The following is a 25,437-nucleotide window of genomic DNA, read 5'->3' on the forward strand; positions in this document are numbered from 1 at the left end:
CTCATTTTTCTTTATTGGTTCTTGTGACCTTGTTCCCAGATCTGCCGCAATCGGCGGGCCGCGCCGCCTATATCCTCAGCGCCCAAAATAGCGGATACTACAGCAGCTCCTTCTAAGCCGCTTTGACGAACCTCCTGCAAATTGGCGGCATCAATGCCGCCAATACCAACGGCGGGGATATGAAGCACTTCTCGCATCGCCTGAACATCCGCCCAAGATAATTGCTGCACATCTTTTTTAGTAGCTGTAGGAAATAAACTCCCAATACCTACATAGTCTGCTCCGCCTTTTTGCGCGGCAACCGCTTCCTCCACCGAGTGCACTGATACGCCAATCAGCGCCTCTTGTCCCAGCTGACTCCGGGCAATAGTTAACGGCAAATCTTCCTGGCCCACATGTAAGCCATCTGCATCAACCGCCAAGGCGATGTCTAGACGGTCATTAATAATCAAAGGAACTCCCAGCTTCCTGGTTACTTCCCGCACCGCCAAGGCTTCTTCGTAGAAAAAACGGCTTGAAGCATCTTTTTCCCTCAGTTGTACCAAGGATGCGCCATTTCGGCAAGCCTCCTCCACGCAAGCAGCTAACGTTCTCCCTTGCAAAAAGCTGCGATCCGTCACCAGATATAATGTATAGTCAACATGGGTCTTTTTCATGCTATTTTACACGCTCTCCTTTTCCAGCTTCTTTCTTGCGTCGCGCTTTTTCACGCAAATAGGCAATTTGTACTACTGTCGGTATGGTTTTACGGTAAGCCGGCCCTGCCAAATCCCAGCCTACTACCAAGGCGCCCAGCGCCAAGCCCAAAGGACCAAGCCAAGCTGCCGCCACCCCCTCGCCTAACAGTCCGGCGCCAGCCTCGCGAGCAAAAGCAGTCGCCACTAAGCGCGCTATATTCCAGCTTACAAGATATCCCACCGCCGGCAAGAAATGTCGCAAAGTCCCTTCTAAAAACAGCCGTTCCACATCCTCCGCCTCAGCGCCTTCTCGCGCCAGCATCTGCCGCAATGGCTCCTTTTCATCCAGAGACAAGTGTTCTATCGCCTGATGAAATACCTGCAGATAAATGCGTTGTTCCAGTTCCGCCTCTGTTTCTTCTTCTGTCCAGGAAATTTGCAGCGTCTTAGCTACATCCCGAACCAAATGCAAATACGAGGGCATGCCTGAAAAATGCCGCTTCACATCATGACTGCCATGCTGCAAAATAGCCGCCAACAATTCTTCCGGCGAAGCCTCCGGCGTTTCGGGCAGATTGTATTCCCGCAAGACGTCCAGATCAGCCGTCTCTGTTTCTTGCAATAACGCCATAAGTCTGGCATTGGATAATTCCATTACATCCCGTTTCATACGCATCCCTCCTTTGCAGTATCATTCGCGCTTTCCGGCAAACTTTCCTGCCCTCTTATACACCGACAAACGCCCTGATCCTCTTTTGCTAGCTACTTCTAAAGTCACAAAAGGCGGCGGAACCTTGTATCCAAGGAATCCGCCGCCTCGTTTCATATCCCTCTCGAGACTGTTTATTTCTTTAGAACCGGCACCGTATTAGCGCCGTGTTCCATCACAGTAACCGTAAAGTCGTCACGGCCGATTTTTTCCTTGGCAATGGCCATAGCCTCTGCCGCGCTTGTCGCCGGAATAATGCCGCCGGCATTATTCATGAAATCTACATTGTTAGGATGCGTCACGATAATCAAGGAAACCTGTTTGGCAATATTAGCCAGTTTAAACGCTACATAACCAGGAATGGTAAAACGTTCCCGCAATGCCAGTTCAAATTCATGAATATCTTTGTGTTTGAACCAGCCGCTGAATTCCGGCGGTTCCGTAATATCGCGGCATTCTAAGAAGCAAATGATAACGCCCCCTGGTTTTACCGCCATGAATGCATTATCGATCGTTTTAGATCCTTGGTAGAGGTTGATATCTTTCGGATACCCACCGGCGGAAGCCAATACCAAGTCCGCTTTAGCCTCGATCGGAATCCCAAAAATTTCTTCCACCGTCTTGGTTCCTTCGCGCCAAGCAGTACGCCAGTTACCAGCCACAAAGCGGGCAAACTTCCCTTCCGGCGTGAACACGGCATTAAGCAAAAAGGCTGGTTTCAACAGTTCCGCATGTTCTTCCATATCCAGATGCATAGGGTTTCCGTCCAGCTTACCGGACACGCAGTCCGGGCTAATCCCCTTGCCCACAACTTCGTTCAAAGCGATGCAGTGGTTGCTTTGAATGGCTTCCCAGCTGCTGACGCCAGGCATAACTGACTTGCGTCCGCCGCCAAAACCGGCCATTAAATGGTATACAATGCCGCCGGTCAAAATCACTTTGTCCGCAGCTGCAACCAGCTTATTCATATACGCTTTAACGCCCCGGCTTGTTGTCCCCATATAAGTAAGCTTTTCCGGATCGCTTGCTTCATGCTGATGAATGCGAACACGCCGGCAAACTTCCTCGCCGCAAACGCTGCGGTCTTCTTCCGGCGTATGCGGACGATGGCTGCCTAGAGCAACCACAATATCAATATCCGAGTCCGGCACGCCAGCCTCGTTCAGCTCATTCAACAGGGTCGGTAAAAATTGATCAAACTTCGTCCAAGCGCGCGTAACGTCGCTAACGATAACAGCTACTTTTTCACCCGCTTTGACCACTTCTTTAAGCGGCGGCGAGTCAATCGGATTGCGCAACGCTTCCTGTACCGCCGCATTGACATCGGTAATCGCCGGAGCGGCCTTGCCTTCAATCACATGCAAGACCTGCTGCGCCGGCACCTGGACCTGCACTTGTTGATCGCCCAGTCCAAAGGTAAATGTTTTTTCCATAATACTAAGAGCCTCCTTTAGTTTCCCAGCCGCACCAAGCAGGTTCCCCCGCCGGATAAGCGCCGGAAAGCCGGAAGCATATCGCTCCGGCTCTTCCCGCCCACTTTTATTCCTATCGTATGAATGCAGCGGTTTTGGTTTTATTGTCTTTCGTATTCGCCGCTATTCCGGACATTTCCTGCAAAAAATTTATACTGCCTGCTTTTCTGCAATACTTTGGATACTTTGATCCGGTTTTACCAAAATCCAAGCGCCAACGCCGATCAAAGCCGACAAGGATGTGAAGATAATAGCCGCTTGCCAGCCGTAGGTTGTCGCAATCCAGGCCGTCACAATCGGCGCCAAAACGCCGCCGACATTGCCCCAGAAGTTCATCCATCCAGCAACCGAGCCGGCGTAAGCGCCGCCAATATCATGACAAGCCGCCCAAGAAGCGTTAAAGGTAAAGCCCAACGACCCCAAAGATACAGTAAGCCAAAGCACGTTCATCCAAGGATCGCCTGCCGTAGCCGCTAAATATAACGTGACACAGCAAACAAGCAAACCAGCAATCCCGAAAATAGTCCGCGCTTTATTTTTTGAAACCCCCGAAGCAACCATGCGGTCACTGATATAGCCTGCTAAAAAGGTAATACCGCAAAGCATCGCCCAGGGTAAAGCGGCCGCCCAACCCATTTTTTGCAGTGAAAATTTCTGCGCCTCCATCAAATACAGAGGCAGCCACGCTAAGAATACAAACATAATGTAGTCCGTAATAAAATATTGGATCCCAATGGCCCAAAACTGACGCGAACGCATAAAAGCGCTCCAAGGAGCCATTTTCTTGCCGCCCGCCACAGCGCCTGCTTCGATATATTCCTTCTCCGCTGCGTTAACCAACGGACTTTGCCCAGGAGTCTCTTTCACATAACGATACCAGAGAAGCGATACAATAACACCCACAACGCCGAAAATAACAAAAACGGAACGCCAGCCTAAAGCCAGCATCAAGGCTACCGTAATGGCCGGTCCGAACACAGGGCCAATAAAAGAACCGCTCAAAAGAAACGAAGAAGCACGAGCTTTCTCCCCCGAAGGAAACCAACGACCGATAAAGTTGTTAAACGCCGGATATACCGGGCCTTCGCCCATGCCAAAGAGGCAGCGAACGGTTGCTAACCCAGGGAAAGAAGACGGAACCGCCGTCAGCACGGTAAAAACTGACCACCAAAGCACCGAGCCGGACACGACGCGACGGTGTCCAAAATATTCCGCCAGCATGCCCCCCGGTATCTGCATCAGCGCATACCCGGCAAAAAAAGCGGTCTGCAGCCAACCAATTTCCATCTTTCCATAACCAAACTCCTTCATGATTTCCGGAGTGGCTACCGAAAAGTTAACTCGGTCCATATAGGACACAAAGCTTACAGCAAACATCAGCCATGCAAACCACCAGCGAGTTTTTGTCATTGTCCCACTTCCTTTTCCTTGCTTTTTGTATACAATAATTATTGCAATTTTATTCCACTCGTTCCGTTTTGTCAATTCATTTTTACAACTTTACACTAATTTACAATACTTGGTTTTCCAAAAAAGACAAATGAAAACAGCAGCCTCAGCTTTATCTGCTGAAACTGCTGTTTTCGTTGAATGAGCCCTTGTAATCAAGCCAACTTAGTAAACATAATTTGATTTCCTGTGCGGCTCATGCGCAAATGATCGCCCTCGGCAATATCTCCTGCTACAATGCGCCGGCTCAAAGCCGTTTCCACACTGCGGCTGATTTGCCGTTTCAAGGGTCTAGCGCCAAACTGAGGATCAAATCCTTCTTCCGCCAGCCAGGCCAGAACGTCTTCATCCCATTCTAAACGGAGCTGCAGCTGGCTCTCCAATCTAGCAGCCAGACGTTGCAGCAAAATAGCGGCAATTTGCCGTACCTGCTCCGCCTCCAGCGCATGGAAGACCACTACATCATCAATACGATTGAGGAACTCTGGTCTAAAATAGCTTTTTAACAGCTGCAACACTTCATCGCGCGCTTTTTCGCCGTGCTGTAAAATATCCGCCGAACCAAGATTGGACGTCATAATAATAATCGTATTTTTAAAGTCCACAGTCCGGCCTTTACTATCAGTAAGACGGCCATCGTCCAAAATCTGCAGCAGCACATTGAACACGTCGGGATGCGCTTTTTCTACTTCATCCAACAAGAGCACGCTATACGGCTTACGGCGGACCGCTTCGGTCAGTTGACCGCCTTCTTCATGCCCCACATAGCCAGGAGGAGCTCCTATGAGCCGCGCTACGGAGTGCTTTTCCATATACTCAGACATGTCTAGGCGAATCATGCTGCGCTCATCATCAAAGAGCACTTCTGCCAGCGTTCTCGCCAGCTCGGTTTTGCCCACCCCAGTCGGCCCCAAAAAGAGGAACGATCCCACAGGACGGTTCGGGTCCTTAATCCCTGCACGAGCGCGCAGAATCGCTTCGCTTACCGCATCGACCGCCTCATTTTGCCCCACAACGCGTTGGTGCAGAATTTCTTCTAAATGGGCCAGTTTTTCCCGTTCTCCCGCCAGCATGCGATTCACAGGAATTCCCGTCCAACGGCTGACCACTTTGGCAATATCTTCTTCGCCAACCTCTTCCTTCAAAAGGCGTCCTTCCGCCGCGCCCCCTCGCTCTTTGGCCGCCATTTGCTTTTCCAGCTCCGGCAGCCGCCCATACTTGAGCTCGGCTAAACGGTTTAAATCATAAGCGCGCTCAGCCTCTTCCATCTGCGCCCGCAACGATTCCATTTCCTTCTTCAAATTACGCTGGGCAAAAATTTCTTGTTTCTCTGCATCCCAACGCTGCCGCAAGGCCGTTTCCTGTTCGCGCAGCCTAGCTACTTCCATCCGCAGTTGCTGTAGTTTTTCAGCAACCGCAGCGCCTTCTTCTTTAGCCAGCGCTTTTTCTTCTATTTCCAATTGCATCAGCCGACGCATAATTTCGTCCAGCTCGCTAGGCATGGAATCAATCTCTGTGCGCAGCTTAGCAGCCGCTTCATCCATCAAATCAATCGCCTTATCCGGCAAAAAGCGGTCGCTGATATAACGGTCCGACAAGGTTGCCGCCGCCACTAAAGCCGCATCCGTAATCCGCACGCCATGATGCACCTCATAGCGATCCTTCAGTCCCCGCAGAATAGAAACCGTATCTTCCACTGACGGCGGCGCCACGAGAACCGGCTGAAAACGCCGTTCCAGGGCGGCATCCTTTTCGATGTGCTTGCGATATTCGCCCAGGGTAGTAGCGCCGATACAGCGCAGCTCACCCCTGGCCAGAAGAGGTTTCAGCAAGTTGCCTGCATCCATGGCCCCTTCCGCCGCTCCAGCTCCGACTACCGTATGCAGTTCGTCAATAAAAAGCAGCATGGCGCCTTCGGACTGAGCCACCGTCTTCAAAACATTTTTTAGACGTTCTTCAAACTCGCCTCGGAATTTTGCGCCTGCGAGCAGCGCTCCCAAATCCAAAGAGTATAGGGTCTTTTCTTTGAGAGACTCCGGCACGTCGCCAGCCACGATACGTCGAGCCAAGCCTTCTACTATCGCCGTTTTCCCGACGCCTGGCTCGCCAATAAGAACCGGGTTGTTCTTGCTGCGCCGGCTGAGAATTTCGATAGTGCGTCGAATTTCCTCGTCCCGGCCGATTACAGGGTCCAACTTTCCCTCTTTAGCGGCTACCGTTAAGTCCCGTCCATAGCGAGCCAACATTTCCTGCGCCTCATCAGCGGCAGTTTCTTGGGGCCAACTCTGACGCAGTTTGGAACGACTCAGACCATGCTTACGAAACCAGGCTACAACCTCTTGCTCGCCATCATCCGCCAAGGCCAGCAGCAAATGCAACGGCGCCACTAATTGTTTTTCTTCTTTGGCCAGACGTTCCGCCACCGCCATAATCCGAACAAAGGCCGTACTAGGACGAAGCTGCCCCTCCTGCCCCCGTACCTGAGGCTGCGAATTCAATAAAGCTTCCGCTTCCTGTAAAAGACGGCTTCGTTCTAAGCCCAGCGTCTCCCAAAAGCGATTCCAGCGCGCCTCGCTTTCCCTCAAAAGTGCTACTAGCAAATGCTTGCCCGTCAATTCCTGATGGTACTGTACGGCGGCAATCTGCTGCGCCGTTTGTATAACTTCCAACGCCTGCGGTTGATATTGTTCTTGGTTCATAGAAAATCCCTCCTTTGGGTATCTTTTAATCTTATTGTAGCAAAGGGATTTTCACAGCACAAGTATTTTTTAGACCTTTTGACTTTTATTTTATCAAAAAGTCAAAACAAGCAATAAAAAAAGCCTGTCCTTGATAGGACAGGCTTTTTTGTAAGTAAAGCTTATTCGGGGCTAATGGCGCTAACCGGACAGGTAGCAGCACAAGCGCCGCAATCAATACAGGTACCTGCATCGATTACAAACTGAGTGTCGCCTTGGGAGATAGCTCCAACCGGGCAAGTGGATTCGCAAGCACCACACTGAATGCAAGCATCGCTAATTTTGTAAGCCATTTGTCTTCCTCCTCACCATACAGAAAGTTGAAATAACATCCAAATACATAATATCACAAAGAGCTTCTTTTACCTAGTGCTTTTTTTTATTTTTGAAGAGCAAATTTATTCAGACTCTAAGAGCTGCAACGCACTACGAACTAACAATTCCGCCGCTGGCGCCAGCACGGCCTCATCAAAATCAAAGCGTCCATTATGATGTCCCGCCGCTAACTTCGCGCCAAACATCGTATAGCACCCCTTGCCGCCTTGCTCTTGCACAGCGCTCAAAAGATAGGCGAAATCTTCGGACGCGCCAAAATCAACGCGTGTTTCAATCTCCGTGAAGAAAGGAATGCTTCTAGCAGCGCTCTCCACCTTAGCTATTACTTCGGTGTCACTTTCCCCGCCTTTAGTACCGCCTACCACATCAATCTGATAGGTTACATCCCACATAGCCGCCGCCGCTTCAATAATGCGCCGCGCTTCGCCCTGCATGTATTCATCCAGTTCGCTGGTAGCGCCTCTCGTTTCCAACTGAAAAAAAGCGTTTGGAGGAATCACATTTCGTCCCTGTCCTGCATGAAGCGTGCCAACGGTAATGCGCGTAGCGCCGCCGCCATGACGAGAAATCGCATGAAGGTTCAATGCCGCCGAACAAGCAGCTAACAAGGCATTTTTCCCTTGTTCCGGAAATGCTCCGGCATGTGAAGACACGCCCGAGTACGTGACATCCATCTTTGTAGTCGCCAAAAAATTGTCGGTGCCGCAAATAACTTGGCCGGTCCGAGTCGCTTTAAAGCCAATATGCGCCCCCAATAAATAATCCACATTTTTTACCGCGCCAGCGCTGACCATCGCTTTAGCTCCGCGCACGCCTTCTTCCGCAGGCTGGAAAATAAGGCGTATTTTCCCGCGCAACTGGCTGCGCTGCGCCGCCAGAGCTACCGCCACCGCCAGTCCAACCGCTACATGGCCGTCATGGCCGCAAGCATGCATAGCGCCCGCCTGTACCGAAGCAAAACCTGCCGCCTGCGGCCGATGCGCTTCTTCTGTACTTTCCACACAATCATTGGCATCCAAATCAAAGCGCAGCGCCACCAACGGCCCCTCGCCGCAATCCATATCCGCCCACAGCGCCGTAAAACCGCCGCGCATCCGGTCAAGCCATTTTTCCGGCGTTCCTTGCTGCAACGCCCGCGCCTCCTGCTCCGCCAAGACCTCCGCTTTTGGAACCCCCATGCGATCTTCGTCGCGCAAGGCGTCTTTCCCTACGGTCAGCACATACCCAAGTTGTTCCAGCCGTTCCGCCACTTTGGCCGCCGTCCGGTATTCCGTCCAGCCTGTTTCCGCATAGCGGTGCACATCACGTCGATCTTCCACCAGTTGCTTTTCGCCTGCGGCTAAGCTTTTCTGCCACTGTTCCATCTTTTTGCCTCCACCCTTCGTGAAACGATCCAATAACGGACGTTTCCGTTTTTCTTGTATACTTAGTTTACCCTTTGTTTTTGATATTGACAACAAACATTCTTGAATATTCGGCGGAATTTAATAAAAAAAGCTGCCGCCTCAGGCGTACAGCTTTTCGATTAAATTTAGGAAGGCCCGGACGACTCCTCTACAAACCATAAATGGCACAATCTCTGAGCAGTCCACAAATCTAAGAACCGGCGTATTTTCCCTTGCGGCAACGGTGGGCTAAACCAATAGCCCTGCAAATAATCGCAGTTCAATTTGCACAAATGACGGAACTGTTCTCTTGACTCAACGCCTTCCGCCACAACCCGCAATGACAGATGATGAGACATCTCGATCACACTGCGCACAACCGCTTCAAATACCGGATCATTTTGAATATCCTGAATGAAAGTTTTATCCAGCTTCACCGTATGAATCGGAAGCTTTGTTAAATAGGTCAAAGAAGAATAGCCGGTACCGAAATCGTCCAAAGAAAACCGTACCCCTGCATCACCTAGCTCATGCAAGACCTTTACGGCCTTATCAAAAGAAGCGATCAGCAGGCTTTCGGTGATTTCCAATTCCAACGCCGCCGGCGGCAGCCCCGTTCGCTCCAGGACATCTAAAACCTGGCAAACAAAACCAGCCTGCTCAATTTGTTTAGCCGATACGTTAACCGCCATGCGCAAATTGCGCCCCGTTACTTTCCGCAGTTCCACAGCATAGGCGCAAGCCTCTTCCAACACCCATAGGCCAATGGCCTCAATCAGTCCATTTTCCTCCGCCAGCGGAATAAAATCTCCCGGCGAAATAATGCCTTCTTTCAAGCGGTGCCAACGAACTAACGCTTCTAATTGAACCACTTCCCGAGTACGCGGATCTACTACCGGCTGATATTCCAAAAAGAATTCTTCATTTTTTAACGCCTGATACAGGTTCTGCTCCAGCGTCGTTTTTCGCTGTAAGCGCTGTTTCATGGACGGTTCAAAAAGAACCCAGCCCTTTTTGCCCCTTTTTTTCACTTCATACAACGCTACATTCGCATGCTGCATCACTTGCGTAGCCGAAGTGCCATGTTTGGGATACATGGCTACGCCAAAACTGGCGCTCAGATGACAAGATTGCTCTTTAACGACAAAGGGATCTCGGAACATTTCCGCCATATTTCCCACCCAGCCGGAAATATTCAAACGCTCCGGCGTCATCGCCGGACAAACCGCTACAAATTCATCACTAGAAGTACGCGCCAGCACACAGCTTTCATCCAAAGACTCACGCAGACGCCCGGCGACCTGCTGCAACAGCAAATCACCGCAGTCTTCTCCCATGGAATCATTCACCGTCTGAAAATTATTCAAATCAATGGAAATAACAGCGCCCTGACAAGAGGCCGCCATTTCCTCCAGCAAATGCAGCAAATACGTACGATTAGGTAGCCCTGTCAAATTATCATAAAAAGCCAGCCGCCGTAGCTTTGCCTCGCCTTGGCGCAATTCTTCCCAAATATCTGGCCGGCACGAAGGAAATCCCATAAATTCGCTCCATTTATCATCCATTTTGTGCATCTCCAGCAGCAAAGTTAATAGCACACTAAAAACATTTTACATGTTTTCTAAGAAAGTTCAAAGCTATTTTTTATCGCTAAAGGATTTTTAACAATAAACAGGATTATTTCTTACAGAGCGAGAACTAACAGACTTAGTGATTTTGCACTCAAAGTCTCTTTTTCTGGTCGTTAGAACTTAAATTCAAGGAGGTTTTTATCTTGTCAAAATCCATCATCATGCGTCTTAGCCTAATCGCTCTTGTTTGCTTATTCCTTGGTTCTCTTTCTTCAGCCGAAGCCGCTACCAAAGAAGAAAAGCGTCAAGATGTACGCAACATGGCCTCGACTGCGTTAAATCGACTCTACGACGCCCGCCCTTCCGCCCGTGAAGCGGTTGAAAACGCTGCTGGTTATGCAGTCTTCCAAAATACAGGCATCAAAATTTTCCTGCTGGGCAGTGGCCACGGCAAAGGAATTGCCGTCAATAACCAAAGCGGTGCGGAAACCTTTATGAAAATGGCCGAAGGCCAAGTCGGTCTAGGACTGGGCGTAAAAAAGTACAACGTGATCTTTGTTTTTGATACTCAGGACGCCTTTAACCGTTTTGTCAATAAAGGATGGGACTTCGGCGGTCAAGCTACCGCTGCCGCCACCGACAGCGTTTCCGGCGGCGCCTTGGAAGGAGCCGCCAGCGTCTCCGAGGGCATTTGGATGTACCAAATGACCGATTCCGGATTAGCGCTAGAGATTGCGCTCAAAGGAACCCGCTATTATAAAGACGGAGACTTAAATTAACCATTCTGAAAAAAGCCAATAGGGGGCGGTGCTGAAACAACGTTTCAGCACCGCCCCCTTCGCCTTATTCAAGTACGAAACTTCTGAATTTCCGTTTGCAATTCTTGGGCTAACTTTGCCAAGCTTTGACTTGCCGATGCAATTTCTTCCATTGACGCAGATTGCTCTTCCGTAGCGGCCGAAACCGACTGCGCCTCTCCAGAAGTCTGTTTGCTCAACACTTCAATTTCCTTCACAGTCCTAACAATTTGCTGTGCAGATACCGCCAAACGCTGCATGGAGGTCGATATATCGCCCACCTGCTCGGATACGCCATCTACCAGGGTGGCAATTTCTCCAAACGTATCTCCTGCCACTTTAACTACGTTCGCCCCCAGTTGCACCTCTCGCGTACCGCTTTCCATCGCCGTTACCGCATTCTTAGTGTCCTGTTGAATTTCGCCAATCAACTCTGCAATCTTCTTGGCCGCCTCTTGCGACTGATCCGCCAGTTTTCGGACCTCGTCCGCCACTACAGCAAAGCCCCGCCCTTGTTCGCCTGCGCGAGCGGCTTCAATGGCTGCATTAAGCGACAATAAGCTTGTCTGCGAAGCAATCCCGGCTATCGTCTCGATGATTTGACCAATTTCCTCTGAGCGTTTCCCCAGCTTTTCGACCACCTGGGCCGAATGATTAACCGATTCTTCAATTGTCGACATCTGGGAAACCGCTTTCCCAATCGCTTCATTCCCATTTTTGGCTTTCCGAGCCGCCAGCGCCGATTGCTGCGCCATTTGCTCCGAATTACCGGCTGCCGTTTGAATGCCTGAAGACATTTCATCGACTACATGAGTCGCATTTTCCGCCGCTCCAAGCTGTTTATCCGCCCCTTGAGCGACTTCCATGATCGACGAGGCTACAGCCGTTACTGCATGCGCCGATTGATCAGCGCTAGCCGTCAATTCTTCCGAAGCAGCCGCCACCTGCTCCGCTGATTCGTTCACATGCTTAAAGATCAAACGCAAGCTGGTACGCATATCCGCAAGCGTATCCGCCAGCCTGCCGATTTCATCCTTTCGAACTATGCTTCGCGGCTTATCCCGAAAATCCCCCTGCGCAAAACCTTCGCAAACGGAAACCATCAATTGCAACGGCGCCGTAATGGCCTTGGAAATCAATTTTCCAACCACTCCCAATACAACTAACAACAACAAGCTGACCCCCAGCATCGTCATTACGGCCTTTGCTACCTCTTCTTTACTGGTCTGATTGGTTCGCTCCGAAATCTCCGCATAGTAAGCGATGAGCTTTTCTAGGTTTTCAATATAACGTAATGTCAGCGGATTCAAACTGCTGACATATACTGCATAGGCTTCTGCATTTTTATTTTGCATGGCTAACTCTAAAACCTGATTTCTAGCTTCGCGATTTTTCTTTTGCGAATCTTTTACAGCATCTAAAAGCTCTGTAGTTTTATTATCTTTCGGAACTTTTTCAATCACTTCCATAATTTCATTGTTTCGTTTAATTCGCTCAGAAATAAAGGCCTTCAATTCTTGGTTTTTCTTGTCATCGGTAGTCAGCATCAATTCTAAGACCGCTGCGCTCACGCCTCTTGCATTCGCGCCATTCTCTGAAAGCAACCGTATCGGCACCAAACGCTGCTCATACGTAGACGTTAATAGCTCACTACTTTGTTTTAAAGAAAAATAACCTACGCATCCCACAATACCAACCGCAATAACTGCAATAACAATCAAAATACCAAGCTTATTCCCCACTCGCAAGTCGTTTAGAAACTGCATTCGCTCACATCCCTTCAATAACCGTTTTTGATAGCCAAAGTAGTTTTTATAGAATTTTCAGTTATATTTCTCGCCCCCAAAGATGTATTCCTTCTTTTCCTATAAGGGTTTTGTTGAATACACCATACCTTAAGGACGTCCCCAATAAAGCGCCACAAATTAGGAGCCATAGCAACACCACGCCATGATAGACCAAGAGTGGTTATCTCCTCAATGAGGTAACCACTCTTGGTCGCTTTCACATTGTGTTCAGCTTAACCCTACTAGAGCAGCCCTAACTATATACGAAATTTGCTGATTTCCGTTTGTAAATCTTGGGCCAGCTTCGATAAACTTTGACTCGCCGAAGCAATTTCTTCCATAGATGCCGTCTGCTCTTCCGTTGCCGCCGACACAGATTGAGCTTCTCCCGACGAATCTTGACAGAGTTTATTTATTTCTCTTACCGACGAGACAATTTGTTGACTAGAGCCGGCCAGTTCCTGCATGACTGCAGAAATTTCGCGTACTTGCTCGGCTACATCCGTAACTACTTGAGCAATCTCTTCAAAAGTTGCTCCCGCCGTGTTGACCACAGTCGCCCCAATTTTAACCTCTTCCGTTCCTTCCGCCATCGCTCTAACGGCTTTATCGGTTTCGCCTTGAATCTCACTAATTAACTCAGATATTTGTTTGGCCGCATCTTGCGACTGCTCTGCAAGCTTTCGCACTTCATCGGCAACCACAGCAAACCCGCGGCCTTGTTCCCCCGCCCGCGCCGCTTCAATAGCAGCATTTAACGCTAATAAATTCGTTTGCGCCGCAATTCCTGATATCGTATCAACAATCTGCCCGATTTCTTTAGACCGTTCGCCCAGTTTAGTGACCACCTGCGCTGAATTGGTTACCGAGTCTTCAATATGAGCCATTTGTGTAACTGCTTTTTCAATAGCCGCATTACCGTCTTTCGCTTTTTGCGCAGCTTGTACCGACTGAGAAGCCACCTGGTTTGAGGTAGCTGCGGCCTGCTCAATCCCGGCAGACATTTGCTCTACAACCTCCGCCGTTGTATTGCTTTCTTTCAATTGATTTTCCGTTCCTTTTGCGACATTGTTGATAGAAATTGCAACTGCCGTTGCCGCATGGGCGGATTGATCGGCGCTGGCTGTCAACTCTTCGGAAGAAGCCGCCACTTGTTCTGAGGATTCATTAACATGCTTTAACACCCCACGCAAGCTATCACGCATATCAGAAAGAGAATCCGCCAACTGTCCGAGTTCATCTTTTCGAACAACCGTACGTGGTTTCTCCCGAAAATCACCTTGTGCAAATTCCCCACAAGCGGCTACCATTTTTCGCAAAGGAACGGTAATGATTTTGGATATAAAGAAGGAAAATCCGCTCAATATGATCAAGGCAACAAAGGATATTCCAATTAACGTTCTTGTGGTTACGGCAGCGGCCGCTTGATTGTCATTATTAATCCTTTTCCCTATCTCCGTATAATAGCTTGATAGTTCTTTTACTTTCCCTATATAAGCATTACTTAACGGAACCAGTTTGGACGTATAAATCGCATAAGCTTCCGCATTCTTATTCTGGAGGGCCAGCTCAAGAATTTCATTCCGAGTTTCGCGATAAGGGCCTTGCGCCTTTTTTATATCGCTCCATAAGGCCGCCCCTTTGGCATCTAAATTCACTTTATTCATTTTAGCTACTAGACGATTAGACTCTTCGACATTTTTAGCAAGTTTATTCTTCAGCACGTTATTCATATTGTCATCGGTAGTTACCATCAACTCCAATAGATAAGCATTGTTTTCATTAACAACCGTTAGCATGCTTGTAATCGCATCATTAGGAACAAAGCCTTCTTCGTACATCGCATTCATCATAAGGCTGCCTTGCTGGGTAGTATAGTACCCCACGCCGCTAACGATACACAAAGAAACAAAGGCCACAAACGTTAAAAAAGCTAGCTTCGTTGCAACTTTCAGGTCATTGAAAAATCCCATTTTTAAACCCTCCTTTGCATGATTCGACGCTTACTCTCTTTCATTAAATCAGTCCCTTATAATTTGGTATTATTCTTTCTTAGTTAAAAATACCCTTCAACTTTCATCTTTTTTGACTATTATTTCCATGTTATTTACTTTCAAAACGGTGGTATGTAACACCATTATCAAACCATACTTTGCTATAAAAAAAGTGCATGAACTCAATGTGAGTTTCTGCACTTCATTTACTTCATGTCACGCTTTAAAATTCAAAACAAGAATTGAAGAAATCCGATCGCACCACCGGCAAAGATAAGCCAAGTAGTATTGATGCGGTACTTAAAAACAGCAATAAGAGAAAGCCCCCCCAGTATGGCCGTCAGCCCGTCAATCACCGAAGAAACCGCCAGCGTCCAAGTAACCGAAGCCATAAGAGCTAGAGAAGCCACGATTACGCCTGCAAGAAAATCTGATGCCATTGCCGAGTTTTTGATTTTCTTCAAAAAGAGACTTATGACAGGTACAAAGATAAAAGACGGCAAGAAAATAGCAACTGTAGCAATGATCGCGCCTGGAAGCCCGGCAATGACATAGCCAATAAAGGTTGCTGTCGTAAACACCGGTCCAGGGGTAATCTGGCCAATCGCCACGGCATCCAACAGTTGCTGAGAAGTAAGCACTTGGTAATTTTGCACAAAGTCCGTCCATAAAAAGGCCAGCAAAACATAGCCGCTGCCATACAAAACCGCTCCGATTTTAAAAAACGTAACGAACAACGTTGCTAATGAAAGCTTAGCGCCAACTGCAGCCTGGGCGATCTCACTTTTCGTCACATCCATAACGGCAAGCATCGGCGTCAACAATACATTCATTTTTATCTTTTGCGCTCTTTTTATCGCTATCATGCCCAAGCCGCTCAGCACCAAAAGAAACAATGGATTACTAGCAAAAAAAGCAAGAGCCAAGGCCATTCCGCCGATTAACATCCCTGGGATGTCTTTAATTGCCGTTTTCCCCAAATTCCAAATCGCTTGAGCAATAATCGCTACTATTACAGGTTTTACGCCATAAAGAGCGAAGGAAACTTGCGGTAATTCTCCATACAAGACATACATATGCGCTAAAAACAAAACAATCAGCATGGCCGGCAGAATGAAAAAAACGCCCGCACCAATTAGCCCCGGCCAGCCAGCTTTTAGATAGCCGATATAAATGGCAAGTTCTGTCGATGTAGGCCCCGGAATTAAATTAGACGCGCCTACTAGCTCAAGAAACTTGCCTCGCTCCAGCCATTGACGTTTTTGTACAAATTCGTTTTCCATCATGGCAATATGCGCAGCCGGACCGCCAAAAGACAACGTACCTAGCCGCAGAAAGGCCAAGCATACTTCCCTCAAATTTGCCTTCGTCTGATGTTCTTGAAGCATAGCTCCCCCCTGCTTTCTTTGAATAAAGGATACGCTCCCCAACGAAAGACTTAAACCCTAAACAAGATGGCTCTCCTGTTACCGTTTTGAAAAAGCAAAATCCGCTAACAGATTTTAGACAGAAACAAAAAACCGCTCTTCATGATAATCTATTGTAAGAATACCATCAACGAGCGGTTTTTCATTTATAATGCGGTAATAAAGCTTGAGAAAGAACCGCACGCGGCAACTAGTTAATGGTTATGGCAAACGTTCCAACTACTTCATCATCCACAACCAGTTGGTAGCCAAAGAGACCGCGCTCAGTCGTATAATTCCACTTAACATTATAGCCATATTTATAGTTTTCTACGTCAGCTTCAATCATCGATGCTTTTGTCTTTTTTATTTCCTTGTCGTTTGTCAAATCTATAATTTTAGCATAGATAATATGTCTGCCCTTGCTCAGCATTACTTGATCCAGCGTATCATAAGTTACTGTAGCGGCATTAACGCCTGCCGGCAGTTTAAATCCCAACGCAGGCGATCCGTTTAACACAAACATTCCATTGACCCTATAAACGGCATCCGTAAAAACATGATTGATAACATACACCGATTTTTCTCCAGCCAAACACACCGACATTGAAAAAAGCAACGATACGATAACTCCCATGACGATTCTTTTTCCCATAAAGCACCCCATCTCTTTATAATCACATAGTAATTCTACTTTTTGTAAAAATTTCCTGCACACTCTTTCCTGCAGTCTCTTTAGTTGTTATCTCAAACCATCTTATTCTCACTTTTTCAACGTTAAACTACGCATTCAACCGGAACTATTCCTTTGCTTAAAACAAAACCGCCCTTCATGATAATCTGTTTTAAGATTATCATGAACGAGCGGTTTTAATCGTTTACACGGTCAGTTCTTGTTATTCAACTGTGACACTTTTTGCAAGGTTACGCGGTTTATCTACGTCGCAGCCACGAGTGACGGCGGCGTAGTAAGCCAGGAGCTGCAGCGGAATGACCGCCAGCAGCGGCGCCAGGTATTTATCGGTCGCAGGAATCTGAATGACATGATCCACATACTTTTTCAGCTGCTCATCGCCTTTGAGGCCAATGCCGATAACGACGGCGTCCCGCGCCTTGACTTCTTTAATATTGCTCAGCGTTTTCTCATACACGTCGGTCTGTGTAGCCAGCGCGATAACCGGCACGCCTTCAATGATCAAAGCCAAGGTGCCGTGTTTGAGTTCGCCAGCCGCATAGGCTTCCGCATGGATGTAGGAGATTTCTTTGAGCTTTAGAGCGCCTTCCAACGCCACGGCGTAGTCCAACGAACGGCCGATGAAGAACACGTCTTCGCTGAAGCCGTATTGCTGCGCAAAGGTTTTAATAGGCTCTACGTCTTCCAGGATTTCATGCGCCTGGGCAGGCAGCTCCCGCAGGCCGCGAATGAGTTCTTGGATTCGTTCGGACGGCAAGGTTTCTTTGAGGCCTGCCATATAGATGCTCAGCATGCACAGCGTAACCAGCTGCGTCGTATAGGCTTTGGTGGAAGCTACGGAAATCTCCGGACCAGCCAGAGTGTACACTACTTGGTCCGCTTCCCTGGCAATGGACGAGCCCAGCACGTTGGTAACCGCCAGCGTGCGCGAGCCAAGGCGCTTGGCTTCTTTCAGCGCCGCCAGGGTATCGCTGGTTTCACCGGATTGGCTGATGACAATGGTCAGCGTTTTTTCGTCGATCAAGGGCGAACGGTAGCGGAACTCGGAAGCGATATCCACTTCCACCGGAATGCGTACCAAGCGCTCAATGAAGTTCTTGCCCACCATGCCTGCATGATACGCCGTACCGCAGGCCACAATGGCAATTTTGCTGATATTGTCCATATCATGACGGGACCATTTCAACTCTTCAAACACGATATGGCTGTCGTCTTTTGCCAGCCGTCCAGTCATGGTTTCCCGCACCGCTTTAGGCTGCTCATAGATTTCTTTAATCATGAAATGCTCGTAGCCGCCTTTTTCCGCAGCTTCCGCATCCCATTTTACTTCGAATACTTTTTTGGTAACAGGTACGCCTTGGCGATTCATCACCCAAACCGCGTCCTTGGTCACGATGGCCATTTCACCGTCGCTGAGAATATACGTACGGCGGGTACGCTTGATGATGGCGGGGATATCGGACGCGATGAAGTTTTCCCCTTCGCCCAAGCCGATAACCAGGGGATTGTCCTGTTTGGTGCAAATCAGCTTGTCCGGATCTTCTTCCGACAAGAATACCAACGCATAAGAACCTTCGATTTCAGCCAAAACTTTTTTTACGGCTTCTTCAAAGTTTCCCTGGTAATGCTCTTCCAGCAAATGCGCCACGACTTCCGTATCCGTCTCGGAAGTAAAGACATGGCCTTTAGCAATCAAGTCTTCTTTCAGTTCCAGATAGTTCTCAATAATCCCGTTATGCACCACCGTAAACTTGCCGGTGCAGTCCGTATGAGGATGGGAATTGACGTCCGACGGACGTCCATGGGTCGCCCAGCGGGTATGTCCAATACCGACATGTCCTTGAGGCGCCCGATTTTCCAGGCGTTTGCAAAGAGCATTCAGACGTCCGACGCTTTTTTCCACATTCACTTTAGCGCCGTCGAAAACCGCAATGCCTGCGGAATCATACCCGCGATACTCCAGCTTGCTCAAGCCTTCCAACAAAAATGGAGTCGCCTGATCGGGACCAATATAACCAACAATACCACACATAATAGTATCCTCCTGCTTACACTTCTTAGGGAGGTTCCTGCCAAGACGCATTGTCCCCGCGGTCACCCTCGGGTTTTGTCGTCTTTTTGCGGCTGCAGGCCCGCCGAGAGGCATCCGCTGATCATCTCGATGCTCCTCTTCCTCGTCCTCTTGACTGTAACACAATCAAGAGCCAGCGCTTCATGGTCGGCTTTGCTTGCCTTGCTGCTTCCACCTCCTTGGGGCAAAACCAGCCTGACAGTAAACGAAGGAGCACCTCCCGTGCTCCTTCGCAACGTCATATATGGCTATTGTACTCGACGTCCGCCGTTTGGTCAACTTACTTCTGTCTTACGACTTCCTTTAAGCTTGTTCGCGGTCAATAACAGCCGCCACTTCCTGCGCCAGAGAGTCAAGCTGTTCTTGCACCGGACCTTCCGCCATCACGCGAATCAGCTTTTCCGTACCGGAAGCGCGCACCAGAATGCGACCTTCTTCGCCCAAAACGGATTCCGCCTTTTCAATCGCTTCGCAGATGGCCTCATTATCCTGCCAGCCGTCTTTGGTTCCTACGCGTACATTGACCAACACCTGCGGGAACCGCGTCATCACGCCTGCCAGTTCAGACATGGCTTTGCCGCTTTCCTTCAAGTTCGCCAACAGCTGCAGCGCCGTCAAAATGCCGTCGCCGGTAGTGCTAAACTGGCGGAAAATGATGTGACCGGACTGCTCGCCGCCTAATGAAAAACCGGAAGCCCGCATGGCTTCGAGGACATAGCGGTCGCCTACCGGCGTCACTACCACCGTGCCGCCTTCTTTGCGGATCGCCTGATGCAGCCCCAAGTTGCTCATGACCGTCGCCACCAGCGTGTGCTCTTTGAGCTTTCCTTGACGCAAAAGAGCCAAGGCGCAAATGACCATGATCTGGTCGCCGTCAACAATATTTCCTTTTTCATCTACAACAAGGCACCGGTCAGCGTCGCCGTCGTTGGCAATTCCCACATGCGCTTTTTGCTGCAGCACTTCTCGCTGCAGCGCTTCCAGGTGCGTAGAACCGCAGCCTTCATTGATATTAATCCCGTCAGGTTGATTATACATCACCGTAACGTCTGCGCCCAAACGCTCTAAGATGCGCGGCGCCGCTTCAAAGGCGGCTCCATTGGCGCAGTCCAGAACTACGCGCAGGCCTTGTAAATCGCCTTTGATGGTTCCGGCTAAGTAATCTAAATACCGATCTAAAAGCTCATGTCCCTGTTCAATAGTACCAACCTGAGCGCCAGTCGGGCGCTTGCCGCCTTTTTCGTCGCAAGACAGCACAAGCTCTTCGAGCTGGTCTTCTACTTCATCAGGCAGCTTATAGCCTGTGCCGGCAAAAAACTTGATGCCGTTATCCGGGTACGGATTATGCGACGCAGAAATAACAGCGCCTGCCTGGGCTTTACAAGAATGTGTCAAATAAGCTACTGCCGGCGTTGGCACTACGCCCAAAAGCACCGCTTTACCTCCAGCAGCGCAAATGCCGGCGGACAATGCCGCTTCCAGCATCGGACCCGATAAGCGAGTATCGCGGCCAATCAAAATGGTCGGCTGGCTTTTACTATGCCGCCCGAAATAGGTGGTCGCCGCCCAGCCCAGCCGAAATGCCAATTCCGGCGTCAGTTCTTTATTTGCAATCCCCCGCACTCCGTCGGTTCCAAACAATCTTGCCATAGTATTTAAAATCCCCCTCTAGAAAATCTTTAACCATGCCGCCTAACGCGGCGGTCCATACGACTCCATTAGCGACAACGCCGCCATATACCCGTCAAGAGCCGCGCTCATAATGCCTCCGGCGTAACCAGCGCCCTCTCCCAAAGGATACAAGCCCTGCAACGTAAGAGATTGAAAATCCCGGCCTCGCAAAATACGAAGCGGCGCAGAAGTACGCGTCTCTACACCGGTCAAGACCGCTCCCGGATGATCAAAGCCCTTAATCTTTCGGCCAAAGTCCGGCAGCGCCTGCCGCAGGGTATCACCGACAAAAGCAGGCAGGCAAGCGCCTAACTGGGTTCGTTTGATGCCTGGCCGATAGCTTGGGGAGGTTAAAAACTCCGTGTTGCCGTCATGGCCGTGCAAAAAATCCCCCACCGCCTGGGCTGGCGCGGCATAACCGCCGCCAGCGGCAGCAAAAGCCGCTTGCTCCCACTGCCGCTGGAAAGCTACGCCCCCCAAAGGAGTGCCGTCATGATCCTCCGGCAGTACATTCACAACCAACGCACTATTGGCAAGCCCCGAAGCGCGGCTGTAGAGGCTCATGCCGTTCGTCACAACGCCGCCTTCTTCAGAAGCGCTGGCAATAACCAAGCCGCCCGGGCACATGCAAAAGGAGTACGCGGTCCGTCCGTTGCTAGGATGATGATAGACCAATGCATAATCAGCCGCCCCTAGGCGCGGATGCCCTGCAGCAGCGCCGTATTGCGCCTGGTCGAGTACTTCCTGCGGATGCTCAATGCGCAGGCCAATGGCGAAGGGCTTGGCTTCCATCGCCGCCCCTCTTGCCTGCAGCATCGCATATGTGTCCCGTGCGCTGTGGCCAATGCCCAAAAGAACCGCCGCGCAGTCCTCGCGTTCTTGTCCGTTGATTTCAACGGCGGCAACGCGCCCTTCCGTCACCTGCAAATCAGTAACCTGATTCTCGAAGCGTACCTCGCCGCCTAGGCGCTTAATCTCTTCTCGCAAATTCTTAACAACCAGCCGCAATAAGTCCGTACCCACATGCGGCTTATGCAAATAGGCGATTTCCGGGGGCGCGCCAGCTTCCACCATAATTTCCAGCAATTCCTGCATCCGCGGATGGTTTACCCGCGTCGTCAGTTTGCCGTCCGAAAAGGTACCGGCGCCGCCTTCGCCAAATTGCACATTACTCGCTGGATTCAGACGCCCAGTTTGCCAAAACTCCGCCACATCCCGGCTGCGCTGCTCCACATCGCGTCCTCGCTCCAGCACCAGCGGCCGATAGCCATGCCGAGCCAACGCCAAGGCGGCAAAGAGCCCTGCTGGGCCTAGGCCCACTACTACAGGCCGCCCGCTTAAGGGCGTTGTTCCCAGGAGGATCGGAGGCCGTTCTTTGGGCTGTCCCAAAACAACATCCCGATCATTACGAAGTTTTTTGCATACCGCCTTTTCCAGCGGCGTTTCTACCTGCAGGGTATGGACAAAAGAAATATGCGGCTTACGCCGCGCGTCCACCGCCCGGCGGACAATTCGCACCTTTTGGATGTCTGCTTCTTTTAGCCCCAGCCGTTTAGCGGCGGCTGAGGCTAAAGGAGTTTCATCCTCCAGAGCGGTACGAAAATTATGAATGACTATCAAACTGCTTGCTCCTATCTTTAAAAAACGCTTTAGCGCTCTACACTAATTTGCACACGTACTTTAGTCGGCTGGAAAACCACGCCCGGCTGCGCCTGCAAGTTCAATTCCCGATCTATATTACCATTCACCTGCGATAAGTCAATGATTTCCGTAGAAATATAAGGCATTCCGTCTAACACAGCCTTATCGCCTTGCGCTTCTACCTTATTAGGCACAATTACCATACGGGTAATCTTGGTTCCCAACGGCAATTGCCCCTGGAAAGCGGCTTCCACATCCAGTTGTTTCTTGATCTGCGGTTTAGACCAAGCAACAAGCACATGCGATACATCGGGTGTAATGGTGACGCCTTCCGCCATCCGGCCTTCACTATTTAAAGCCAAAATAGGAGCTTCCACTTCAAAGGAAGCATCCTTGCCGCTGGCGTCGACGGTTACCACGACCTGGCTGACCGCTGCTACAGCGCTGCGCAGACCTTCTATACGCACTTGTTTCACCGAAGAATCCGTCTTCACACTAGCCGTCTGCGGCTCTGGGCTGCCATTTAGGCGCAATTCTACAGGCACTACTTTAGAGATAATCATTTCCAAGGTAATAGGTACAGGGTTCGGCTGAATCTCTAGCAATTCTACGCCGCTAGGCACATTGACCTGAAACCGGGGCGTATGCTTCCCTTCGCTCAGTCCCTTTAGGTCCAGCACCGCCTTCATATCCGCCGGATTCAAATACGCCACAGCGCTGCGCGGCCCTTTGACACGGACGCGCACGGTTTCCGGCAATTGATGCACTACTAAATCGCTGGCCAGATTGTGTACCTCTACAGGTACGCTATAGCTGACCTCTGCCGGCGGATTTTGTTCATTCATTACATAAAGCCACAAAAAAATAGCGGAAAAAAGCGCTAACAGCTTCATCGCCAAATTTCTGCGCAATAAGTTCGCCAATCCCTGCATCACAGCTTATTGCCTCCAATTAAAGAAGTCCCCAAGACTCGTATGACGCTGCACAACCAAGGGCCGCAGCATTTCCTTCAAGCTTTCCGTATCTAAATAGCGGGTCAGCTTACCGGATCGCGCTACGGAAATCGTGCCGGTTTCCTCGCTGACTACCACCACTACGGCGTCCGTCTGTTCCGTTATACCGATCGCCGCCCTGTGACGCGTCCCCAGCTCTTTACTTAAGCTGCGGTCTTCCGTCAAAGGAAGCAAACAGCCCACCGCCAGGACACGATTGCCGCGCAGTACCGCGGCGCCGTCATGCATAGGCGTATTAGGAATAAAAATATTAATCAGGAATTCATTGGACACAATACCGTCAACTTTGATCCCTGTTTCCGTATAATCCCCCAAGCCAGTCTCTCGTTCCAGCACCAATAGCGCGCCAATTTTGTTTTTTGCGAGCACCGCAACGGCCTTAGCCATTTCCTGCAAGAAATCCTCGGTTTCTTCCTCATTCAAAAAGGCGTTCTTACGAAACAACTTACCGCGCCCTAATTGCTCCAACGCTCGCCGCAGCTCCGGTTGAAACACCACAGGCAAAGCCACGAGCATAACAGTAACCGTCTTTTGCAGCAGCCAGTAGACCACATTTAAGCCCAGCCACTTGCTTCCCGCCGTAGCCAAAAGAAGCAGCATCAGCCCTTTTACCAATGCCGCTGCGCGAGTGTCGCGAATCATATAATACAACCGATATAATACAAAGGCAACTATAATAATGTCAATCACGTCAAGACCGCTCAACGTGGCCAGGATCACTTCAATTTGCGACATCATGGCGAAAACCCCTCACGCTGCTCATACTCAGCCCATAAATTCATACATATTCATTTTTTATTCGTTCTTTAGCAGCTCAATCCCTTTTTACAAATTGATTTTTTTCGGTTGCCTTCAGCATTTTCTTGGTATAAGTGCAAAAATGAGACCATAGACGGTCTCAAAAAAACCAGGTCCACGCTTTTACCGCATGGACCCGGGAAAAAAGTCTTAAATTTTGGTTACTTCATCAACCCAACCGAACTTGTCGGCAATTTTGCCGGATTGAATACCTGTAACATGATCAAACAGCTTCTGCGCAAAAGGACCAGTCTTGTTATCGTGAATGCTGATCTTATGTCCCTTCCAGCAAAGCTCGCCTACCGGCGAGATAACCGCTGCCGTACCTGTGCCAAATACTTCTTCCAGCTGCCCTTTGGCATGAGCTTCGAATACTTCATCAATGGAAATAGCCCGTTCTTCTGCCGGTACGCCCCAGTCTTTACAGAGCTCCAACACAGTTCGCCGGGTCATACCGCCAAGGATGCTGCCATTCAGCGCCGGAGTAATGACTTTACCGCCAATTTTAAAGCAGATATTCATCGTACCTACTTCTTCAATGTACTTGCGCTCACAGGCGTCGAGCCAGAGTACCTGCGCAAAGCCTTCTTTCTTCGCTTCAATCTGCGCTTTCAAGCTGGCTGCGTAGTTCGCCGGCGTTTTGGCTTCGCCAAGGCCGCCTTTGATAGCCCGTACATAATGATCTTCTACTTTGATGGCTACTGGATTAAAGCCTTCGGCGTAATATGCGCCGACCGGCGAAAGGATAATAAACAGCTTATAGCGGTCCGAACTTTTTACTCCCACGTAGGGATCGTCGGCAATAACAAAAGGACGTACATACAAGGACGTACCTTCGCCTTTAGGCACCCAGCGTTTTTCCAGTTCGACCAGCTTATGCAGTCCTTCCCGCAGCAGCTCCGTGTCCATCTGAGGAATACAGAGAATATCCGCCGAGCGGTTGAACCGAGCAAGATAGTCGCGTGTCCGGAAAATGACAACACGGTCATCATCGGTTTTGAAGGCTTTAATTCCTTCAAAAATACCTTGGCCGTAATGAAGGATCATAGCCGCCGGAGAAAGGTCAAAATCGCCATAAGGCTCAATCCGCGGCGAATGCCACCCTTTACCGGTCTCATAATCCATGACAAACATGTGGTCCGTAAAGTAGTGACCAAAGCCGAGCTTATCCTGCGGGGGAAGCTCCTTGGGTGTAGTTACCTTTGTTACTTTAATTTCCGCCATAGTC

19 protein-coding genes are annotated in these 25,437 nt (G+C 49.7%); 1 reads left to right on the forward strand and 18 read right to left on the reverse strand.

Annotated features, from left to right (window positions below):
* Positions 1-11: 11 nt before the first annotated feature.
* The 8 genes from thiE to C508_RS18235 all read right to left on the reverse strand — a co-directional run bounded on the left by thiE (position 12) and on the right by C508_RS18235 (position 10,331).
* A complete protein-coding gene (thiE, locus tag C508_RS0109390) occupies positions 12-656 on the reverse strand; it encodes a thiamine phosphate synthase (protein ID WP_018703305.1) in 645 nt (214 codons plus the stop codon).
* A gap of 1 nt (position 657) precedes the next feature.
* Positions 658-1,347 (reverse strand): YaaW family protein, encoded by a 690-nt coding sequence (locus C508_RS0109395; protein ID WP_018703306.1) that lies wholly within the window; start codon positions 1,345-1,347, stop codon positions 658-660.
* Positions 1,348-1,520: 173 nt separating this feature from the next.
* Positions 1,521-2,819, reverse strand: coding sequence for an NPN-dependent 2-hydroxyacid racemase, LarAH10 family (gene larAH10 / locus C508_RS0109400; RefSeq protein ID WP_018703307.1), 1,299 nt, complete (start codon positions 2,817-2,819; stop codon positions 1,521-1,523).
* Positions 2,820-3,008: 189 nt separating this feature from the next.
* The gene (locus tag C508_RS0109405; RefSeq protein ID WP_018703308.1) at positions 3,009-4,268 is read right to left on the reverse strand and encodes an MFS transporter; all 1,260 of its coding nucleotides are present in this window, start codon (positions 4,266-4,268) and stop codon (positions 3,009-3,011) included.
* A gap of 194 nt (positions 4,269-4,462) precedes the next feature.
* A complete protein-coding gene (gene clpB / locus C508_RS0109410) occupies positions 4,463-7,006 on the reverse strand; it encodes an ATP-dependent chaperone ClpB (RefSeq protein WP_018703309.1) in 2,544 nt (847 codons plus the stop codon).
* Positions 7,007-7,167: 161 nt separating this feature from the next.
* On the reverse strand, positions 7,168-7,338 hold the full coding sequence (locus C508_RS0109415; protein ID WP_018703310.1) for a 4Fe-4S ferredoxin: 171 nt from the start codon (positions 7,336-7,338) through the stop codon (positions 7,168-7,170).
* Between the two features lie 105 nt (positions 7,339-7,443).
* On the reverse strand, positions 7,444-8,745 hold the full coding sequence (locus tag C508_RS0109420) for an amidohydrolase (protein WP_018703311.1): 1,302 nt from the start codon (positions 8,743-8,745) through the stop codon (positions 7,444-7,446).
* 167 nt (positions 8,746-8,912) lie between these two features.
* Complete coding sequence (locus C508_RS18235) at positions 8,913-10,331, reverse strand: putative bifunctional diguanylate cyclase/phosphodiesterase (RefSeq protein WP_018703312.1); 1,419 nt, start codon at positions 10,329-10,331, stop codon at positions 8,913-8,915.
* Positions 10,332-10,540: 209 nt separating this feature from the next.
* Between C508_RS18235 and C508_RS0109430 the strand changes: the two genes are divergently transcribed.
* Positions 10,541-11,116 carry a lipid-binding SYLF domain-containing protein gene (locus C508_RS0109430; protein WP_018703313.1) on the forward strand — a complete coding sequence of 192 codons (576 nt, stop codon included), beginning with the start codon at positions 10,541-10,543 and terminating at the stop codon, positions 11,114-11,116.
* A 68-nt stretch (positions 11,117-11,184) separates the two neighbouring features.
* Here the strand turns inward: C508_RS0109430 and C508_RS0109435 are convergent, their stop codons facing one another.
* The 10 genes from C508_RS0109435 to C508_RS0109480 all read right to left on the reverse strand — a co-directional run bounded on the left by C508_RS0109435 (position 11,185) and on the right by C508_RS0109480 (position 25,433).
* Complete coding sequence (locus C508_RS0109435; protein WP_018703314.1) at positions 11,185-12,900, reverse strand: methyl-accepting chemotaxis protein; 1,716 nt, start codon at positions 12,898-12,900, stop codon at positions 11,185-11,187.
* 278 nt (positions 12,901-13,178) lie between these two features.
* Positions 13,179-14,894, reverse strand: a complete 1,716-nt coding sequence (locus tag C508_RS0109440; protein ID WP_018703315.1) for a methyl-accepting chemotaxis protein — start codon at positions 14,892-14,894, stop codon at positions 13,179-13,181.
* 251 nt (positions 14,895-15,145) lie between these two features.
* A complete protein-coding gene (chrA, locus tag C508_RS0109445) occupies positions 15,146-16,303 on the reverse strand; it encodes a chromate efflux transporter (RefSeq protein ID WP_018703316.1) in 1,158 nt (385 codons plus the stop codon).
* A gap of 229 nt (positions 16,304-16,532) precedes the next feature.
* Positions 16,533-16,976: a hypothetical protein gene (locus C508_RS0109450; protein ID WP_018703317.1), complete on the reverse strand. Its 444-nt coding sequence runs from the start codon at positions 16,974-16,976 to the stop codon at positions 16,533-16,535.
* 241 nt (positions 16,977-17,217) lie between these two features.
* On the reverse strand, positions 17,218-19,047 hold the full coding sequence (gene glmS, locus C508_RS0109455) for a glutamine--fructose-6-phosphate transaminase (isomerizing) (RefSeq protein WP_018703318.1): 1,830 nt from the start codon (positions 19,045-19,047) through the stop codon (positions 17,218-17,220).
* Between the two features lie 342 nt (positions 19,048-19,389).
* Positions 19,390-20,736 (reverse strand): phosphoglucosamine mutase, encoded by a 1,347-nt coding sequence (gene glmM / locus C508_RS0109460; protein ID WP_018703319.1) that lies wholly within the window; start codon positions 20,734-20,736, stop codon positions 19,390-19,392.
* 42 nt (positions 20,737-20,778) lie between these two features.
* Complete coding sequence (locus C508_RS0109465) at positions 20,779-22,377, reverse strand: NAD(P)/FAD-dependent oxidoreductase (RefSeq protein WP_018703320.1); 1,599 nt, start codon at positions 22,375-22,377, stop codon at positions 20,779-20,781.
* Positions 22,378-22,406: 29 nt separating this feature from the next.
* Entirely contained in the window at positions 22,407-23,330 is a 924-nt protein-coding gene (locus tag C508_RS18240) for a CdaR family protein (protein WP_071595786.1), read from the reverse strand.
* 6 nt (positions 23,331-23,336) lie between these two features.
* On the reverse strand, positions 23,337-24,149 hold the full coding sequence (cdaA, locus tag C508_RS0109475; RefSeq protein WP_018703322.1) for a diadenylate cyclase CdaA: 813 nt from the start codon (positions 24,147-24,149) through the stop codon (positions 23,337-23,339).
* 210 nt (positions 24,150-24,359) lie between these two features.
* On the reverse strand, positions 24,360-25,433 hold the full coding sequence (locus C508_RS0109480; RefSeq protein WP_018703323.1) for a branched-chain amino acid aminotransferase: 1,074 nt from the start codon (positions 25,431-25,433) through the stop codon (positions 24,360-24,362).
* Positions 25,434-25,437: the final 4 nt, after the last annotated feature.

Source organism: Anaeromusa acidaminophila DSM 3853 (genome assembly GCF_000374545.1).
GTDB lineage: Bacteria > Bacillota > Negativicutes > Anaeromusales > Anaeromusaceae > Anaeromusa > Anaeromusa acidaminophila.

What these genes read in the sequence shown, in the direction of transcription:
- C508_RS0109405 (WP_018703308.1), bottom strand. Translation starts at nt 4,268, where the DNA reads ATGACAAAAACTCGCTGGTGGTTTGCATGGCTGATGTTTGCTGTAAGC.
- thiE (WP_018703305.1), bottom strand. Translation starts at nt 656, where the DNA reads ATGAAAAAGACCCATGTTGACTATACATTATATCTGGTGACGGATCGC.
- glmS (WP_018703318.1), bottom strand. Translation starts at nt 19,047, where the DNA reads ATGTGTGGTATTGTTGGTTATATTGGTCCCGATCAGGCGACTCCATTT.
- C508_RS0109395 (WP_018703306.1), bottom strand. Translation starts at nt 1,347, where the DNA reads ATGAAACGGGATGTAATGGAATTATCCAATGCCAGACTTATGGCGTTA.
- larAH10 (WP_018703307.1), bottom strand. Translation starts at nt 2,819, where the DNA reads ATGGAAAAAACATTTACCTTTGGACTGGGCGATCAACAAGTGCAGGTC.
- C508_RS0109415 (WP_018703310.1), bottom strand. Translation starts at nt 7,338, where the DNA reads ATGGCTTACAAAATTAGCGATGCTTGCATTCAGTGTGGTGCTTGCGAA.
- clpB (WP_018703309.1), bottom strand. Translation starts at nt 7,006, where the DNA reads ATGAACCAAGAACAATATCAACCGCAGGCGTTGGAAGTTATACAAACG.
- cdaA (WP_018703322.1), bottom strand. Translation starts at nt 24,149, where the DNA reads ATGATGTCGCAAATTGAAGTGATCCTGGCCACGTTGAGCGGTCTTGAC.
- chrA (WP_018703316.1), bottom strand. Translation starts at nt 16,303, where the DNA reads ATGCTTCAAGAACATCAGACGAAGGCAAATTTGAGGGAAGTATGCTTG.
- C508_RS0109450 (WP_018703317.1), bottom strand. Translation starts at nt 16,976, where the DNA reads ATGGGAAAAAGAATCGTCATGGGAGTTATCGTATCGTTGCTTTTTTCA.
- C508_RS18240 (WP_071595786.1), bottom strand. Translation starts at nt 23,330, where the DNA reads ATGCAGGGATTGGCGAACTTATTGCGCAGAAATTTGGCGATGAAGCTG.
- C508_RS18235 (WP_018703312.1), bottom strand. Translation starts at nt 10,331, where the DNA reads ATGGATGATAAATGGAGCGAATTTATGGGATTTCCTTCGTGCCGGCCA.
- glmM (WP_018703319.1), bottom strand. Translation starts at nt 20,736, where the DNA reads ATGGCAAGATTGTTTGGAACCGACGGAGTGCGGGGGATTGCAAATAAA.
- C508_RS0109420 (WP_018703311.1), bottom strand. Translation starts at nt 8,745, where the DNA reads ATGGAACAGTGGCAGAAAAGCTTAGCCGCAGGCGAAAAGCAACTGGTG.
- C508_RS0109480 (WP_018703323.1), bottom strand. Translation starts at nt 25,433, where the DNA reads ATGGCGGAAATTAAAGTAACAAAGGTAACTACACCCAAGGAGCTTCCC.
- C508_RS0109435 (WP_018703314.1), bottom strand. Translation starts at nt 12,900, where the DNA reads ATGCAGTTTCTAAACGACTTGCGAGTGGGGAATAAGCTTGGTATTTTG.
- C508_RS0109440 (WP_018703315.1), bottom strand. Translation starts at nt 14,894, where the DNA reads ATGGGATTTTTCAATGACCTGAAAGTTGCAACGAAGCTAGCTTTTTTA.